Raw genomic sequence first — 15,652 nt, forward strand, 5'->3', positions numbered from 1 at the left:
GCCCCCAGGCCGTAAAATGGGCCGCTGACATGCCCGCCGTATCCTTCCAATCCGTCTCCAAGACCTACACCACGCCCCAAGGGCCGTTCCAGGCCCTCGACCACGTCAGCCTGGACATCGAGGAGGGCGAGTTCTTCGGCCTCCTGGGGCCCAATGGCGCGGGCAAGACCACCCTCATCAGCATCCTCGCCGGCCTGGCGCGCGCCAGCAGCGGCCGCGTGCTGGTGCAGGGCTGCGACGTACAGGCCGACTATGCCGCCGCGCGCCGCAAGCTCGGCGTGGTGCCCCAGGAGCTGGTGTTCGACCCCTTCTTCAATGTGCGCGAGGCGCTGCGCTTCCAGTCGGGCTATTTCGGCGTGCAGAACAACGGCGCCTGGATCGACGAGCTCCTGCACAGCCTGGGCCTGGCCGACAAGGCCGGCGCCAACATGCGCCAGCTCTCGGGCGGCATGAAGCGGCGCGTGCTGGTGGCGCAGGCGCTGGTGCACAAGCCGCCCATCATCGTGCTCGACGAGCCCACCGCCGGGGTCGACGTGGAGCTGCGCCAGACGCTGTGGCAGTTTGTCGCGCGCCTGAACAAGGAAGGCCACACCGTGCTGCTGACCACGCACTACCTCGAAGAGGCCGAGGCGCTGTGCGGCCGCATTGCCATGCTCAAGCGCGGCCGCGTGGTGGCACTGGACCGCACCAGCGAGCTGCTCAAGGCGGCCTCGGGCAATGTGCTCGTGTTCAAGACCGACAGCGCGCTGCCGCCGCAGATCGCGGCCGTGGCGCGCGTCACGGGCCGCATCGTGCAGTTGCCCACCGAAGACGCGCAGGCCGTCGAGCGCGCTCTGGCGGTGCTGCGCGAGGCCGGCGTCGACGTGCAGGACATGGAAATGCGCCGCGCCGACCTGGAGGACGTGTTCCTGAACGTGATGGCCAACGCCGGTGCTGGCGCCAGCGCAGATGCCATGGCGGGGCAGGCCGCATGACCGGCTGGCAGATGCTGTTCTACAAGGAGGTGCTGCGCTTCTGGAAGGTGGGCTTCCAGACCGTCGCCGCTCCGGTGCTCACCGCCGTGCTCTACCTGCTGATCTTCGGCCATGTGCTGCAGGACCGCGTGGTGTTTGGCAGCATCGGCTACGTCGCCTTTCTGGTGCCGGGCCTGGTGATGATGAGCGTGCTGCAAAACGCCTTTGCCAACAGCTCGTCGAGCCTGGTGCAAAGCAAGATCATGGGCAATCTGGTGTTCCAGCTGCTCACGCCGCTGTCGCACTGGACCTGGTTCGGCGCCTACGTCGGCTCCTCGGTGCTGCGCGGCCTCGTGGTGGGGCTGGGCGTCTTCGTGGTCACGCTGGCGTTTGCCACGCCGCAGTTCGCCGCGCCGCTGTGGATCGTGCTGTTTGGCGTGCTGGGCGCCGCGCTGCTGGCCACGCTGGGGGTGATTGCCGGGCTGTGGGCCGACAAGTTCGACCAGATGGCCACGTTCCAGAACTTCATCATCGTGCCCATGACGTTCCTGTCGGGCGTGTTCTATTCGATCCAGTCGCTGCCGCCGTTCTGGCAGGCGGTGAGCCACCTGAATCCGTTCTTTTACATGATCGACGGCTTCCGCTACGGGTTTTTTGGCCAGAGCGACGTCTCGCCCTGGCTCAGCCTGTCCATCGTGGCCACCGCCTGGGCGCTCGTGAGCCTGCTGGCCGTGCACCTGCTGCGCACCGGCTACAAGATCAGAACATGACACCCCCCGAGCCGCTGCACGCGCTGCAGGTAGCGCACAACGCAATGGATGACTGAAATGACCGCCGACCAACTCAAAGACCTCATCACCGCCAGCCTCGCCTGTGAACACATCACGCTCGAAGGCGATGGCCGCCACTGGTACGCGACCATCGTCTCGGCCGAGTTCGAGGGCAAGCGCCCGATTGCGCGCCACCAGCGCGTCTATGCGACGCTGGGCAGCAAGATGGCGACCGATGAAGTGCACGCGCTGTCGATGAAGACCTTCACCCCCGCCGAGTGGGCCGCGCAGTCCCGCGGCTGAGCGCTTGCGCGCATCAGATTTGATAGCTCCTTGCGCTTTGCCCATAAGCGTTTGAGCCCTTTTTCTTTCTCAATTCACTTTTCAGGTTTTCCGCCATGCACAAACTCCTCATCCGCGGAGGTCGGCCCTTGCAGGGCGAGGTGGCCATCTCTGGCGCCAAGAATGCCGCCCTGCCCGAACTGTGCGCGGCGCTGCTCACCGCCGATCCCGTGGTGCTGACCAACGTGCCGCGCCTGCAGGACGTGGCGACCATGCTCACGCTGATCCGCAACATGGGCGTGTCGGCCGAGCGCGACGACAACGGCACGGTGCGCATCGACGCCAGCGCCCTGAGCTCGCCCGAGGCACCCTACGAGCTGGTCAAGACCATGCGCGCCTCGGTGCTGGCGCTGGGGCCGCTGCTGGCGCGCTTTGGCGAGGCCACGGTGTCGCTGCCCGGCGGCTGCGCCATCGGCTCGCGCCCCGTGGACCAGCACATCAAGGGCCTGCAGGCCATGGGCGCCGAGATCGTGGTCGAGCACGGCTACATGATCGCCAAGCTGCCGGCCGGGCGCACGCGCCTGAAGGGCGCGCGCATCACCACCGACATGGTCACCGTGACCGGCACCGAGAACTTCCTCATGGCCGCGGCGCTGGCCGAGGGCGAGACGGTGCTCGAGAACGCCGCGCAGGAGCCCGAGATCGCCGACCTCGCCGAGATGTTGATCGCGATGGGCGCGCGCATCGAGGGCCACGGCACCAGCCGCATCCGCATCCAGGGCGTGGAGCGCCTGCACGGCTGCACGCATGCCGTGGTGGCCGACCGCATCGAGGCCGGCACCTTTCTGTGCGCCGTGGCCGCCACCGGCGGCGATGCGCTGCTGCGCCACGCGCGCCCCGACCACCTGGACGCGGTGGTCGAGAAGCTGCAGGACGCCGGTGCGGACGTGCAGGCCGTGGACGGCGGCATCCGCGTGCGCAGTCCGGGCGCTGCCGCATTGCGCGCGCAGGGCTTTCGCACCACCGAGTACCCGGGCTTTCCGACCGACATGCAGGCGCAGTTCATGGCGCTCAACTGCGTGGCGCAGGGCACGGCGGCCGTGACCGAGACCATTTTTGAGAACCGCTTCATGCACGTCAACGAACTGGTGCGCCTGGGCGCGCGCATCCAGATCGATGGCCGCGTCGCCATCACCGACGGCCTGGACGGCACGGCCAGCCTCTCGGGCGCCACCGTCATGGCGACCGACCTGCGCGCGTCGGCCAGCCTGGTCATTGCCGGCCTGGTGGCGCAGGGCGAGACCGTGGTCGACCGCATCTACCACCTGGACCGGGGCTACGACCGCATGGAAGCGAAGCTGCGTGCCCTGGGCGCGGACATTGAAAGAATCTGATGATCACCCTCGCCCTGTCCAAAGGCCGCATCTTTGACGAAATCATGCCCCTGCTGGCCGCCGCCGGCATCGAGGTGCTCGAAGACCCGGAAAAGTCGCGCAAGCTCATCCTGCCCACCAACCGGCCCGACGTGCGCGTGGTGCTGGTGCGCGCCACCGACGTGCCCACCTACGTGCAGTACGGCGGCGCCGACCTGGGCGTGTGCGGCAAGGACACGCTGATCGAGCACAGCGCCGAATGGGGTGCGGGCCGCTCGGGCCTGTACCTGCCGCTCGACCTGCGCATTGCCCAGTGCCGCGTGAGCGTGGCCGTGCGCTCGGACTTCGACTATGCGCAGGCCGTCAAGCAGGGCTCGCGCCTGAAGGTGGCGACCAAATACACCGCCATCGCGCGCGACTTCTTCGCCAGCAAGGGCGTGCACGTCGACCTCATCAAGCTCTACGGCAGCATGGAGCTGGCGCCGCTGATCGGCCTGTCCGACGCCATCGTCGACCTCGTCTCGACCGGCAACACGCTCAAGGCCAACCACCTGATCGAGGTCGAGCGCATCATGGACATCAGCTCGCACCTGGTGGTCAACCAGGCCATGCTCAAGCTCAAGCAGGCGCCGCTGCGCCGCATCATCGATGCGTTTGCCGGTGCCATCCGCCCTGCCGACTGACCGATTGACTATGACTTTTGTAGCTGCACCCGCACGCCTGTCCAGCGTTAGCGCCACTTTTGAGGCGGATTTTTCCGCGCGCCTGCACTGGTCCGCCGACACCGACGCCGCCATCGAGCAGCGCGTGGCCGACATCCTGGCCGACGTGGAGCGGCGCGGCGACGCGGCCGTGCTCGAGTACACCGCGCGCTTTGACGGCTTGCAGGCGCCGACGCTCGCCGCGCTCGAACTCACGCAAGACGAGCTCAAAGCCGCGTTCGACGCGATCCCCGCGGAGCAACGCCAGGCCCTGCAGGCCGCCGCCGCGCGCGTGCGCAGCTACCACGAGGCGCAGAAGCAGGCCTGCGGCCAGAGCTGGAGCTACCGCGACGAGGACGGCAGCCTGCTGGGCCAGAAGGTCACGCCGCTCGACCGCGTCGGCATCTACGTGCCCGGCGGCAAGGCGGCCTACCCCAGCAGCGTGCTGATGAACGCCATCCCCGCGCACGTGGCGGGCGTGGGGGAGATCATCATGGTCGTGCCCACGCCGCGCGGCGAGAAGAACCCGCTGGTGCTGGCCGCCGCCTATGTGGCCGGCGTCACGCGCGCCTTCACGATCGGCGGCGCGCAGGCCGTGGCGGCGCTGGCCTATGGCACGCACACCGTGCCCCAGGTCGACAAGATCACCGGCCCCGGCAACGCCTACGTGGCCAGCGCCAAGAAGCGCGTGTTCGGCACCGTGGGCATCGACATGATCGCCGGCCCGAGCGAGATCCTGGTGCTGGCCGACGGCAGCACGCCGCCCGACTGGGTGGCGATGGACCTGTTCAGCCAGGCCGAGCACGACGAGCTCGCGCAGTCCATCCTGCTGTGCCCCGACGCGGCCTACATAGCCGCCGTGCAGCAGGCCATCGACCGCCTGTTGCCCACCATGCCGCGCGCCGAGATCATCGCCAAGAGCCTCACCGGCCGCGGCGCGCTGATCCACACGCGCAGCATGGAAGAGGCCTGCGCGATCTCCAACCGCATCGCGCCCGAGCACCTCGAAATATCGAGCCGCGAGCCGCACCGCTGGGAGCCGCTGCTGCGCCACGCCGGCGCGATCTTCCTGGGCCCGTACACCAGCGAGTCGCTCGGCGACTACTGCGCCGGCCCGAACCACGTGCTGCCGACCAGCGGCACCGCGCGTTTCAGCTCGCCGCTGGGCGTGTACGACTTCCAGAAGCGCAGCAGCCTCATCGAGGTCAGTGAGCAAGGCGCGCAGGTGCTGGGCCGCATTGCCAGCGTGCTCGCGCATGGCGAGGGCTTGCAGGCCCATGCGCGCGCAGCGGAGATGCGGCTGAAGTAGCCCCCCTGCAGTTTCGCGCCCTCGCGCCAAGCCGCCATGCCGCAAGGTCTGGCGGCTTTTTGCATGACTGCCTGCCCCGAAGGGGCATGATGCGCAGGGAAAAGGGAGAGACTGATGGCAGATGAACCGAAACACCTGATCTATGCCCGCTTCACCGGGACTGCGGAACTTGAGAGTCCTGAGCATGGTGTCTCGCTCTTGAACGCGTCGGTGGAGTTCGACGCCCAGGCCTTGGAGTTCACTGTGTTGATTCCAGCGTCGCATCCATTGGTGGACTGCCTGGCTCAGGAACGTCGCTCCGTCCCGTTGCGGTTGCAATCGGTGTCCCTGGGCAATCAAGACATCAAGGTGCGCATGCACGCAGACCAATTCCTCTTGAGCCGTCGCAATGCTTTGTCTGAGTGGCCGGAATGCTTTGGAAGGGAAATGGCGGCGCTGTGCGAGGGCGATGACGGGGTGCGGCGGTTGGTCCTGGGGCCTACCGAATATGCGCTGGAGTTTCAGTTGGATTGCCCTGTGTCCGAGCAGTATCCTTTTCAACACTACTACGGGGACGCCTGCAAGGCGATCCAGGTCGCTCACGTCCGCGCGTTTCAATGGGGCAAGGCGGAAGTGCATTTCGCGTCGGTTTCTCCGCAAGATGGCATCGTGTGCGCATACAGCACCGACGACTTGGCGCCCATAGAGCCGCGCATCCATGCGGGCTTGATGCTGTGCCATGGTCGGGATTTGCCGCGTGTCCTGAGCATCGAGGCATCGAAGGTCGTTTTTTTCGGATACCGGCCTAGAAATCAGGTTTCAACTTTTCCTTTGTCGAGCGAAGCGCGATTTGCACTGATGGGGCATATCCTGGAAGGAGTTTGTTGCCTCTCGGAGGCGGCGTTTCGCAGTGCATTTCTGGCACTGAAATTCTTTGTAGCGGGCAAGCAGGCCGACGTTGCGTTGGAAGCTCGCTACATGTTGCTGATGACGTGCGTTGAAGCCATGGATGGTGAACACCAGCGGCAACTCAGTGATGCAAGCACTGCGGCTTTGCTGGGGGTATCGCGTGACGCGGCGAGGCTGTTCAACGGTATGCGCAACGAGTTAGTCCATGGCCGTGGTGGCTACAAGGAGGCGTTTACAGCGTTTTGGGATACGCGCTGCAAGGAGGGCGCCTTGCAGCTTGAGCCGGAACTGGCGCCGTGCGTGCGCGAGGGGGCTGAGCTCGATTTTGCGCGCTTGTGGATCAGGCTGTGCGAGCGCTTGGATGCCTTCTGGTGCGCCTATTTGAAAGTTCCCGCAGACTTGTTGGCATACCGCTATGAGCATCGGTACGCCCCGTTGATGCGGCCCGTGGATGTGAATGTTTTGGATCAGGTCAACAGCCTCCCCAAAGCGGCGAAATCCGGCGAGACAAAACGGAATCAAGAACTGCTCGACGCGAACAGGCGATTGAAGGCGGAGAAAGAAGACTTGAAACGGCAATTGAGGACGCAAGGCCTGAAGATTGCGCAACTCAAACGCATCGCCGCGGAGCATGGAGTGCCATTGGACGCCGTGCAGAAGCTCGCAGGTGGTGAGCACGAGCGTCCCTTCTCTGTGTGAACTTCAGGACGGGTTTCGCGCCTGGAAAGGGCGACACCGATAGGTCCGCCAACACTGCACTCGCGCGATGCATGGCCCTGCAGGAGCTAGGGCGTTCGCCAATGTTTGCTGCGCGGGGCGACGCGAGCTCGCGCGCGCCGCGGCCCGAGGTTTCCCGCATTCAGAGCAGGGCGGCCAGGTCTTCCAGCGCTGGCGCGCATGCCGCCTGCCACTTGCCATCGAGCTGCGCGTCCGCGCGCGTCGCACCGAGGTTGATCGCCACCACCGGCAGACCGAGCTGCTTGGCGGCATGCACAAAGCGCAGGCCCGAATACACCATGAGCGAACTGCCCACAATGAGCAGCAGCTCGCTTTCCGCGAGACGCTGCATGGCGTCGTCCACACGCGGGCGCGGCACGTTTTCGCCATAAAACACGACATCGGGCTTGAGGATGCCGCCACACAGTGGGCACGGCGGAACGGAGAAACGTGAAAAATCCACCTCGCTCAGGTCGGCATCGCCATCGGGCGCCACCGGCGCATGGCGGTGTTGCCACGCTGGATTCGCCGCCAGCAGGCGCGCCTGAAAGTCGCCGCGCGCGCTGCGCTGGCCGCAGCCCATGCAGACCAGCTGGTCCAGACGCCCGTGCAGGTCGATCACCCGCCGGCTGCCGGCGCGCTGGTGCAGGCCGTCCACGTTCTGGGTGATGGTGCTGTGTGCGGGGCCGCGCGCTTCCAGCTGGGCCAGGGCCTGGTGCGCAGCGTTCGGCCGGGCCTGGCTGAACACCGGCCAGCCGGCCAGGCTGCGCGCCCAGTAGCGCTGGCGCGTGCTGGCGTGGCCCATGAAGTCCTGGAAGCTGACGGGCGCCGAGCGCTTCCACGCTCCCGCCGCGTCGCGGTAGTCGGGGATGCCGCTGTCCGTGCTGATTCCGGCGCCGGTCAGCACGGTCCAACGGGGCGCGCGTCGCAGCAGGGTCAGCACGTGGTGCTGGGAAGGGGCCGCAACGGGGATGGCAGGCGGGTGGTCCATGGCAGGAATGTACCGGGCCAAAGCGGGCAGCGCTCGGCCCCAAAAGCCACGCCCACGCTGCACCAAAATGCGACACGAAGTTCGTGCACCACGAAGTTCGTGTATTATTTGACGCATGAAGAACATCACCGTCACCATGGACGACAGCGTCGCCGAATGGGTGCGCGTCGAAGCCGCCAAGCGCGGCAGCAGCGTCTCGCGCCTGCTCGGTGAATGGATGGCGGAAAAGATGCGCCAGGAAGACGCCTATGCCCAGGCGATGCGTGAGGCGCTGAGCTTCGAATCGTGGGGCGCCTCGAGCGGGCCCTATGTGCCGCGCAACATCCTTTTCGAGCGTTGAACGTGGCCACCGCCCCGATCTTTGTCGACACCGAAGTGCTGTTGGCCAGCGCCGACGACCGCGACCCGGTCCGCCAGGCGCAGGCCCGGGAATGGATGGCGTTTTGCTGGCAGACGCGCAGCGGGCGCATCAGCTCGCAGGTGCTCAACGAACTGTACAACCAGGCCATCCAGCGCTTCAAGGGCCCGCGCGTGCTGCAGCGCGTGCGCGCCCAGGTGCGCCGCCTGCGTGTCTGGCTGCCGCCGCATCTCGATGCGTACACGGTGGACGGCGCCTGGGACCTGCAGGACCGCTACGGCCTGAGCTACTGGGATGCGCTGATCCTGTCCTCGGCGCACCAGCAGGGCTGCCGCTGCCTGCTGACCGAAGCCCTGCCGCATGGTCAGCAGATGGATGCGGTGCAGACCATCAACCCCTTTCTTGTGGTTCCGACAGAACTGGACTTTTCCGAATGACGCTCTCTGCCAAAGATCCCCTCCAGGTGATCCGCCCTGACGTGCGCGCCATGCGCGCCTATGCCGTGCAAAGCGCCGACGGCCTGCTGAAGATGGACGCGATGGAAAACCCCTTCGGCCTGCCGCCCGCGCTGCAGTCCGCGCTGGGCCAGCGCCTGGGCGCGCTGGCATTGAACCGCTACCCGGGCGAGGGCACCGAGCGGCTCAAGGAGGCCCTGGCGCGCTATGCCGGCCTGCCGGCCGGCCAAGCCCTGGTGCTGGGCAATGGCTCGGACGAGCTCATCACGCTGCTCGCGCTGGCCTGCGCCCAGCCCGGCACGGGCCAGCGCGCCACGATGCTCGCGCCCATGCCCGGCTTCGTGATGTACCCGATGAGCGCGCAGCTGCAAGGCCTCGATTTCGTCGCCGTGCCGCTCACGCCCGACTTCGAACTCGACGAGCCCGCGATGCTGGCCGCCGTGGCCGAGCACAAGCCGGCGATCACCTACATCGCCTACCCGAACAACCCCACGGCGACGCTGTGGAGCGAAGCGGTGGTGCAGCGCATCATCGATGCCGTGGGCGCGCAGGGCGGCATCGTCGTCATGGACGAGGCCTACCAGCCGTTCGCCCGCCGCAGCTGGATCGACCGCATCCGCGCCGAGCCCGAGCGCAATGCGCATGTGCTGTTGATGCGCACGCTCAGCAAGTTCGGCCTGGCCGGCGTGCGCCTGGGTTACCTGATGGGTCCGGCCGCGCTGGTGGCCGAGATCGACAAGGTGCGCCCGCCCTACAACGTCAGCGTGCTCAACTGCGAGGCCGCGCTGTTCGCGCTCGAGCACGCCGACGTGTTCGCCGCCCAGGCGGCCGAGCTGCGCGCCCAGCGCGACCGGCTCGTGGCCGCGCTGCGCCAGATGCCCGGCATCGAGAAATGCTGGGACAGCGAGGCCAACATGGTGCTGGTGCGGGTGCGCGACGCCGCCAAGACCTTCGCCGGCATGCGCGAACGCAAGGTCCTTGTCAAGAACGTTTCTACAATGCACCCATTGCTGGCCCGCTGCCTGCGCCTCACGGTCGGCAGCGCCGATGACAATGCGCGCATGCTGGACGCGCTCCAGGCTTCGATATGACCTCTTCTGCTCTGATTTCCTCCATTTCCACCGACCGCATCGCTGAAGTCAGCCGCAACACCGCCGAGACGCGCATCACCGTGCGCATCAACCTCGACGGCACGGGCCAGTCCTCGCTGCACACCGGCATCGGCTTCTTCGACCACATGCTCGAACAGATCGCGCGCCACGGCCTGATCGACCTCGAAGTGCACGCCGACGGCGACCTGCACATAGACGGCCACCACACGGTCGAAGACGTGGGCATCACGCTGGGCCAGGCCGTGGCCCGCGCCGTCGGCGACAAGAAGGGCCTGCGCCGCTACGGCCACGCCTACGTGCCGCTCGACGAGGCGCTCACGCGCGTGGTCATCGACCTCTCGGGCCGCCCCGGCCTGGTGCAGAACATCGCGTTCACGAGCGGCATGATCGGCGCGTTCGACACCCAGCTCACGCACGAATTCTTCCAGGGCTTCGCCAACCACGCGGGCGCCACGCTGCACATCGACAACCTGCGCGGCGCCAACGCCCACCACCAGTGCGAGACCGCGTTCAAGGCCTTTGCGCGCGCGCTGCGCTTTGCCGTCGAGCGCGATGCGCGCAGCGCCGGCACCATCCCCTCGACCAAGGGACTGCTGTGATCTTCAAGCCAAATCGGCTCCAAACGCTTGCCTGATAAGCGCTGACAGCTATGAATACAGAAGCAAAAACCGTGGCCGTGGTGGACTACGGCATGGGCAACCTGCGCTCGGTGTCGCAGGCCGTGCAGGCGGCGGCCGCCGGCACGGGCTGGACCGTCGTCGTCACCGCGCGCCCCGAGGACGTGCGCGCCGCCCAGCGCGTCGTGCTGCCCGGCCAGGGCGCGATGCCCGACTGCATGGCCGAGCTGCAGGCCTCGGGGCTGCGCGAATCGGTGCTCGAAGCGGCCGCGGCCAAGCCGTTGTTCGGCGTCTGCGTGGGCATGCAGATGCTGCTCGACCACAGCGCCGAGGGGCCGGACGGCGGAACGCCGGGCCTGGGCCTGGTCCACGGCGAGGTGCTCCGGTTCGATCTGGCCGGCCGGCTGCAAGCTGACAGCAGCCGCTACAAGGTGCCGCAGATGGGCTGGAACCCGGTGCGCCAGGTGCCGCATGGCGGCGCCGTGCACCCGGTGTGGGCCGGCGTTCCCGACGGCAGCCACTTCTATTTCGTCCACAGCTACTACGCCCGACCGTCCGATGCGCGCCACTGCGCGGGCGAGACCGACTATGGCGGCCTGTTCGCCTCGGCCATCGCACGCGATAATATTTTCGCCACACAGTTCCATCCCGAGAAAAGCGCGGAACAGGGCCTGCAGCTCTACCGCAACTTTCTGCACTGGAATCCCTGAGTTTTTCACCATCTGTTCGGGCCGCGCCTGCCATCGCTTTTTTCGCTGAACCACCATGCTGCTCATTCCTGCCATCGATCTCAAGGACGGCCATTGCGTACGCCTCAAGCAAGGCGACATGGACCAATCGACCACCTTCGGTGAAGACCCGGCCGCCATGGCGCGCCGCTGGGTCGATGCCGGTGCGCGCCGGCTGCACCTGGTGGACCTGAACGGCGCATTCGCCGGGGCGCCCAAGAATATCGCCGCCATCAAGGCCATCCTGCGCGAGGTTGGCGACGACGTCCCGGTGCAGCTGGGCGGCGGCATCCGCGACCTCGACACCATCGAGAAATGCATCGACGGCGGCCTGCGCTACGTCATCATCGGCACCGCCGCCGTGAAGAACCCCGGTTTCCTCAAGGACGCCTGCACGGCATTTGGCGGCCACATCATCGTCGGCCTCGATGCCAAGGACGGCAAGGTCGCCACCGACGGCTGGAGCAAGCTCACCGGCCACAACGTGGTGGACCTGGCCAGGAAGTTCGAGGACTGGGGCGTCGAATCCATCATCTACACCGACATCGGCCGCGACGGCATGCTCTCGGGCATCAACGTCGAAGCCACCGTCAAGCTCGCGCAGGCGGTCACCATTCCCGTGATCGCCTCGGGCGGCCTGGGCAGCATGCAGGACATCGAGCAGCTCTGCGCCGTCGAGGGCGAAGGCGTCGAAGGCGTGATCTGCGGCCGCGCGATCTACACCGGCGACCTCGACTTCGCCGCCGCGCAGGCGCGCGCCGATGCGCTGAACGCGGTCTGAGCGCCACAGCGTGATTCTGGTCACTGGCGGCGCCGGCTTCATCGGCTCACACACCTGCGTGGCGCTGGCTGCGGCGGGCGTGCCCTTTCTGATCCTCGACAATTTCGGCAACAGCCGGGCCTCGGTGCTCGCGCGCATCGGCCGCATCACGGGCGCGGAGCCCGTCTGCATCGAGGGCGATGTGCGCGATGCGGCGCTGCTGGCGCGCATTTTTGCCGAGCACCCGATCACAGCCGTCATCCACTTCGCGGCGCTCAAGGCCGTGGGCGAGTCGGTGCGCGAGCCGCTGCGCTACTACGACAACAACGTCGCGGGCACCGTGGTGCTGCTGCAGGCCATGCGGGCGGCCGGCGTGCGCACGCTGGTGTTTTCGTCTTCGGCCACGGTGTATGGCGATCCGGCCTCGCTGCCGATCCGCGAGGACTTCCCGCTCGCGGCCACCAACCCCTACGGCTGGAGCAAGCTCATGATGGAGCAGGTGCTGGCCGACGTCGATGCGGCCGAGCCCGGCCAGTGGCGCATTGCGCGCCTGCGCTACTTCAACCCGGTGGGCGCGCACGAGAGCGGCCTGATCGGCGAAGACCCGCAGGGCGTTCCGGGTAACCTGATGCCCTTCGTGACCCAGGTCGCCGTGGGGCAGCGCGAAGCCTTGAGCGTCTATGGCGACGACTACGCCACGCCCGACGGCACCGGCGTGCGCGACTACATCCATGTCTGCGACCTGGCCGAAGGCCATGTGGCGGCGCTGCGCTACCTGCAGGACCACGCGGGGCTGCTGACCGTGAACCTGGGCACGGGCCGCCCCGTGTCGGTGCTCGAGATGGTGCGCAGCTTCGAGCGCGCCAGCGGCCGCGCCGTGCCCTTCCGCGTCGTCGCGCGCCGCCCCGGCGACGTGGCGCAGTGCTGGGCCGACCCGGCGCTGGCCGAGCAGCTGCTGGGCTGGCGCGCGGGACGCGACCTCGACCGCATGTGCGCGGACGCCTGGCGCTGGCAGGACGGCGTGGCGCGCACGCTGCAGGCACCGGACTCTCAAAAAGCATAGCACGCGACGCAGGCCTTGTTTCGCTTTCAGGCCTGAAAATGCCTCAAATCAGGGCCAGGCGAGCGCAGCGTGCTCACGTTTTTGAAGCATCCCGTAGCCGGGCCCTGCGCCACGGGCCGCCAGGGCCGGCCGGCGGGCCGCACCCGCGTGGTATCTTGTCGGGCTTCTTTTCCACTGCCGGATTTCCAGCGCCATGCTTGCCAAACGCATCATTCCCTGCCTTGACGTGACCGGTGGCCGCGTCGTCAAGGGCGTCAACTTTGTCGAACTGCGCGATGCCGGCGACCCGGTCGAGATCGCCGCGCGCTACAACGCGCAGGGGGCAGACGAGCTCACCTTCCTCGACATCACCGCCACCAGCGACGGGCGCGACCTGATCCTGCACATCATCGAGGCCGTGGCCAGCCAGGTCTTCATCCCGCTCACCGTCGGCGGCGGTGTGCGCACGGTGGATGACGTGCGCCGCCTCCTGAACGCGGGCGCCGACAAGACCAGCTTCAACTCGGCGGCGCTGGCCAACCCCGAGGTCATCAACGCCGTGTCGGCCAAGTACGGCGCGCAGTGCATCGTCGTCGCGATCGACGCCAAGCGCCGCAGTGCGGAAGACGCGCAGCGCCTTGGCGCGCATGGCGAGCCGGTGGGCGCGGGCTGGGACGTCTACAGCCATGGCGGGCGCAAGAACACGGGCCTCGACGCCGTGGCCTGGGCCGCCGAGATGGCGCAGCGCGGCGCCGGCGAGATTTTGCTCACCAGCATGGACCGCGACGGCACCAAGGCGGGCTTCGACCTCGAGCTCACGCGCGCCGTCAGCGACGCGGTCAGCGTGCCGGTGATCGCCTCGGGCGGTGTCGGCACCCTCGACCACCTGGCCGACGGCATCCAGATCGGCGGCGCCGACGCGGTGCTGGCCGCGAGCATCTTCCACTACGGCGAGTTCACCGTGCAGCAGGCCAAACAGCACATGGCGGCGCGCGGCATTCCGGTGCGGCTGTAATCTGTTTTTGATGAAATAGGCCTCCAGCCCTTTCTGGGAAAGCGCTGATAGCTATTGTTTGGATAGCATGCCGCCGGCCCCGCAAGGGACCGTTTTCTTTGGGGAGGCTCAGCGCTCGATTTCTTCGCGCACCGCGGCCACCTGCCGGCGCGAGACCGCCAGCAGCTCGCCCAGCCCCTGCAGGCGCACGGCCCAGCCTTCGCCTTCTTCGGGGTCATCGTGCTTTTCGAGCGCGCGCACGGCGCGGCGCGCCACCAGCGCGTTGCGGTGGATGCGCAAGAAGTGCGGCGCGTGGCGCGCTTCGAGCTCGCTGAGCGCGCCGTCGAGGATGTAGCTGCGCGCGGCGGTGCGCACGGTGACGTATTTCTGTTCGGCCTTGAAGTACAGCACCTCGGCCAGCGGCACGCGCTCGGTGCGGCCGCGGTCCTGGATCAACAGCGCCTCGCCCGCCCGGGGCGGCGCAGCGGCCAGGGCGGGCGTGCCCACGGCGCGCCGCGCCTTTGCCAGCGCCTGCTGCAGCCGCTCGCGGCGCACCGGCTTGGTCAGGTAGTCGACCGCGTCGAGCTCGAAGGCGCTGACCGCGTGGTCGGTGTGCGCTGTGACGAACACCAAGGCCGGCGGGTGCGCCAGCGTGCGCAGCTGGTGTGCCAGGCCCAGGCCGTCCTGGCCGGGCATGTGGATGTCGAGCAGCACCAGGTCGAAAGCGCGGCCCCCGGTCGGGGCGAGCCGCTCCATCGCCTCGGCGGCGCTGGCGGCCTCGGCCACGGCGTGGGGCGCGCTGTGCGGCGCGTCCGCGCTGCAGTCGGCCAGCAGGGTGCGCAGGCGCTGGCGCGCCAGGGGCTCATCGTCAACGACCAGGATGTTCATGGGGCAGTCGGCGCGCTGCGGCGCGCGGGGGTCGGGGAGGGCGCTGGCGCGCGCGCCGGGCGGGGCGCGGGCAGGGCGATGCGCACCTGGTAGAGGCCGCCGTCCATGCCGGCGCTGAACTCGCCCTGCACGTCGTGCAGCAGCGCCAGGCGCGCGCGCACATTGGCCAGCGCGATGCCGTGGCCGGGCGGGGCCGCGGGCCCCTGCGCGTTCTCGCCGGGCACGGTGTTGGTGATGCGCACCACCACGCGGCTGCCGCGCAGCTCGGTCTGCACGCGCAGCTTGCCGCCGCGCGCGCTCGGTTCGATGCCGTGCTTGACGGCGTTCTCCACCAGCGGCTGCAGCAGGAGCGGCGGCAGGCGTGCGCTGTCGGCGCGCGGGTCGAGCTGCCACTGCACCTGCAGGCGCGCGCCAAAGCGCACCTGCTCGATGTGCAGATAACGCCGCGCGAGCGTGATCTCTTCGGCCAGCGTCACGGCCTCGCCCTGTTCGACCAGCGCGTGGCGAAACAGGTCGCTCAGGTCTTCCAGCAGCGACTCGGCCTGGGCCGGTTCTTCGCGCACCAGGGCGATGGCGCTGTTGAGCGTGTTGAACAGGAAGTGCGGCCGGATGCGCGACTGCAGCTCGGCGAGCCGCGCCGTGGTAGCCGCCGGCGTGCGCCCGCGCGCGCGCAGCACCAGCGCCGCCACCAGCGCCGCCGCCAGCAGCGCGCCG

Annotated in this window: 18 protein-coding genes; 15 read left to right on the plus strand and 3 right to left on the minus strand. The window is 68.0% G+C overall.

Features of this window, described 5'->3' with window-relative positions; genetic code table 11:
• The first annotated feature begins 29 nt into the window (after positions 1–29).
• From B2J89_RS15665 to B2J89_RS15695, 7 genes are all read left to right on the plus strand, one after another.
• Complete coding sequence (locus tag B2J89_RS15665; RefSeq protein WP_169169975.1) at positions 30–974, plus strand: ABC transporter ATP-binding protein; 945 nt, start codon at positions 30–32, stop codon at positions 972–974.
• Complete coding sequence (locus B2J89_RS15670) at positions 971–1,723, plus strand: ABC transporter permease (protein ID WP_169169976.1); 753 nt, start codon at positions 971–973, stop codon at positions 1,721–1,723. The genes B2J89_RS15665 and B2J89_RS15670 overlap by 4 nt, the downstream gene beginning before the upstream one ends.
• 57 nt (positions 1,724–1,780) lie before the next feature.
• Complete coding sequence (locus B2J89_RS15675; protein ID WP_169169977.1) at positions 1,781–2,026, plus strand: BolA family protein; 246 nt, start codon at positions 1,781–1,783, stop codon at positions 2,024–2,026.
• A 95-nt stretch (positions 2,027–2,121) separates the two neighbouring features.
• On the plus strand, positions 2,122–3,399 hold the full coding sequence (gene murA / locus B2J89_RS15680; RefSeq protein ID WP_169169978.1) for a UDP-N-acetylglucosamine 1-carboxyvinyltransferase: 1,278 nt from the start codon (positions 2,122–2,124) through the stop codon (positions 3,397–3,399).
• Positions 3,399–4,061: an ATP phosphoribosyltransferase gene (gene hisG / locus B2J89_RS15685; RefSeq protein WP_169169979.1), complete on the plus strand. Its 663-nt coding sequence runs from the start codon at positions 3,399–3,401 to the stop codon at positions 4,059–4,061. Before murA ends, hisG begins: the two co-directional genes overlap by 1 nt.
• A 10-nt stretch (positions 4,062–4,071) precedes the next feature.
• Positions 4,072–5,388: a histidinol dehydrogenase gene (gene hisD / locus B2J89_RS15690; RefSeq protein WP_169169980.1), complete on the plus strand. Its 1,317-nt coding sequence runs from the start codon at positions 4,072–4,074 to the stop codon at positions 5,386–5,388.
• A gap of 114 nt (positions 5,389–5,502) precedes the next feature.
• Complete coding sequence (locus B2J89_RS15695; RefSeq protein ID WP_169169981.1) at positions 5,503–6,975, plus strand: hypothetical protein; 1,473 nt, start codon at positions 5,503–5,505, stop codon at positions 6,973–6,975.
• Between the two features lie 160 nt (positions 6,976–7,135).
• Here the strand turns inward: B2J89_RS15695 and B2J89_RS15700 are convergent, their stop codons facing one another.
• Positions 7,136–7,984: an NAD-dependent protein deacetylase gene (locus B2J89_RS15700; protein WP_169169982.1), complete on the minus strand. Its 849-nt coding sequence runs from the start codon at positions 7,982–7,984 to the stop codon at positions 7,136–7,138.
• A 115-nt stretch (positions 7,985–8,099) separates the two neighbouring features.
• On the opposite strand from B2J89_RS15700, the gene B2J89_RS15705 reads away from it, so the two are divergent.
• From B2J89_RS15705 to hisF, 8 genes are all read left to right on the plus strand, one after another.
• Positions 8,100–8,324, plus strand: coding sequence for a CopG family transcriptional regulator (locus B2J89_RS15705; protein ID WP_169169983.1), 225 nt, complete (start codon positions 8,100–8,102; stop codon positions 8,322–8,324).
• Between the two features lie 2 nt (positions 8,325–8,326).
• A complete protein-coding gene (locus tag B2J89_RS15710) occupies positions 8,327–8,779 on the plus strand; it encodes a PIN domain-containing protein (protein WP_169169984.1) in 453 nt (150 codons plus the stop codon).
• The gene (gene hisC, locus B2J89_RS15715; RefSeq protein WP_169169985.1) at positions 8,776–9,888 is read left to right on the plus strand and encodes a histidinol-phosphate transaminase; all 1,113 of its coding nucleotides are present in this window, start codon (positions 8,776–8,778) and stop codon (positions 9,886–9,888) included. Before B2J89_RS15710 ends, hisC begins: the two co-directional genes overlap by 4 nt.
• Entirely contained in the window at positions 9,885–10,508 is a 624-nt protein-coding gene (gene hisB, locus B2J89_RS15720; protein WP_169169986.1) for an imidazoleglycerol-phosphate dehydratase HisB, read from the plus strand. Before hisC ends, hisB begins: the two co-directional genes overlap by 4 nt.
• Before the next feature lie 50 nt (positions 10,509–10,558).
• Positions 10,559–11,236, plus strand: coding sequence for an imidazole glycerol phosphate synthase subunit HisH (gene hisH, locus B2J89_RS15725; RefSeq protein ID WP_169169987.1), 678 nt, complete (start codon positions 10,559–10,561; stop codon positions 11,234–11,236).
• 55 nt (positions 11,237–11,291) lie between these two features.
• Entirely contained in the window at positions 11,292–12,035 is a 744-nt protein-coding gene (hisA, locus tag B2J89_RS15730; protein WP_169169988.1) for a 1-(5-phosphoribosyl)-5-[(5-phosphoribosylamino)methylideneamino]imidazole-4-carboxamide isomerase, read from the plus strand.
• A gap of 10 nt (positions 12,036–12,045) precedes the next feature.
• Complete coding sequence (gene galE / locus B2J89_RS15735; RefSeq protein WP_169169989.1) at positions 12,046–13,077, plus strand: UDP-glucose 4-epimerase GalE; 1,032 nt, start codon at positions 12,046–12,048, stop codon at positions 13,075–13,077.
• A gap of 193 nt (positions 13,078–13,270) precedes the next feature.
• Positions 13,271–14,071, plus strand: coding sequence for an imidazole glycerol phosphate synthase subunit HisF (hisF, locus tag B2J89_RS15740; protein ID WP_169169990.1), 801 nt, complete (start codon positions 13,271–13,273; stop codon positions 14,069–14,071).
• 108 nt (positions 14,072–14,179) lie between these two features.
• On the opposite strand, the gene B2J89_RS15745 is transcribed toward hisF, so the two are convergent.
• Both B2J89_RS15745 and B2J89_RS15750 read right to left on the minus strand, forming a co-directional pair.
• On the minus strand, positions 14,180–14,938 hold the full coding sequence (locus B2J89_RS15745) for a LytTR family DNA-binding domain-containing protein (RefSeq protein WP_169169991.1): 759 nt from the start codon (positions 14,936–14,938) through the stop codon (positions 14,180–14,182).
• On the minus strand, positions 14,935–15,652 hold a 718-nt coding region (locus tag B2J89_RS15750; RefSeq protein WP_169169992.1), incomplete at its 5' end, for a sensor histidine kinase. The genes B2J89_RS15745 and B2J89_RS15750, both read right to left, overlap by 4 nt.

The sequence above is a fragment of the Acidovorax sp. SRB_24 genome, from assembly GCF_012931925.1.

Bases quoted from the DNA above. Each gene is read 5' to 3' on its own strand.
- B2J89_RS15695 (WP_169169981.1), top strand. From the start codon at position 5,503: ATGGCAGATGAACCGAAACACCTGATCTATGCCCGCTTCACCGGGACT.
- murA (WP_169169978.1), top strand. From the start codon at position 2,122: ATGCACAAACTCCTCATCCGCGGAGGTCGGCCCTTGCAGGGCGAGGTG.
- B2J89_RS15665 (WP_169169975.1), top strand. From the start codon at position 30: ATGCCCGCCGTATCCTTCCAATCCGTCTCCAAGACCTACACCACGCCC.
- hisG (WP_169169979.1), top strand. From the start codon at position 3,399: ATGATCACCCTCGCCCTGTCCAAAGGCCGCATCTTTGACGAAATCATG.
- B2J89_RS15700 (WP_169169982.1), bottom strand. From the start codon at position 7,984: ATGGACCACCCGCCTGCCATCCCCGTTGCGGCCCCTTCCCAGCACCAC.
- hisA (WP_169169988.1), top strand. From the start codon at position 11,292: ATGCTGCTCATTCCTGCCATCGATCTCAAGGACGGCCATTGCGTACGC.
- hisF (WP_169169990.1), top strand. From the start codon at position 13,271: ATGCTTGCCAAACGCATCATTCCCTGCCTTGACGTGACCGGTGGCCGC.
- hisH (WP_169169987.1), top strand. From the start codon at position 10,559: ATGAATACAGAAGCAAAAACCGTGGCCGTGGTGGACTACGGCATGGGC.
- B2J89_RS15745 (WP_169169991.1), bottom strand. From the start codon at position 14,938: ATGAACATCCTGGTCGTTGACGATGAGCCCCTGGCGCGCCAGCGCCTG.
- hisB (WP_169169986.1), top strand. From the start codon at position 9,885: ATGACCTCTTCTGCTCTGATTTCCTCCATTTCCACCGACCGCATCGCT.
- hisC (WP_169169985.1), top strand. From the start codon at position 8,776: ATGACGCTCTCTGCCAAAGATCCCCTCCAGGTGATCCGCCCTGACGTG.
- hisD (WP_169169980.1), top strand. From the start codon at position 4,072: ATGACTTTTGTAGCTGCACCCGCACGCCTGTCCAGCGTTAGCGCCACT.
- B2J89_RS15675 (WP_169169977.1), top strand. From the start codon at position 1,781: ATGACCGCCGACCAACTCAAAGACCTCATCACCGCCAGCCTCGCCTGT.
- B2J89_RS15670 (WP_169169976.1), top strand. From the start codon at position 971: ATGACCGGCTGGCAGATGCTGTTCTACAAGGAGGTGCTGCGCTTCTGG.
- B2J89_RS15705 (WP_169169983.1), top strand. From the start codon at position 8,100: ATGAAGAACATCACCGTCACCATGGACGACAGCGTCGCCGAATGGGTG.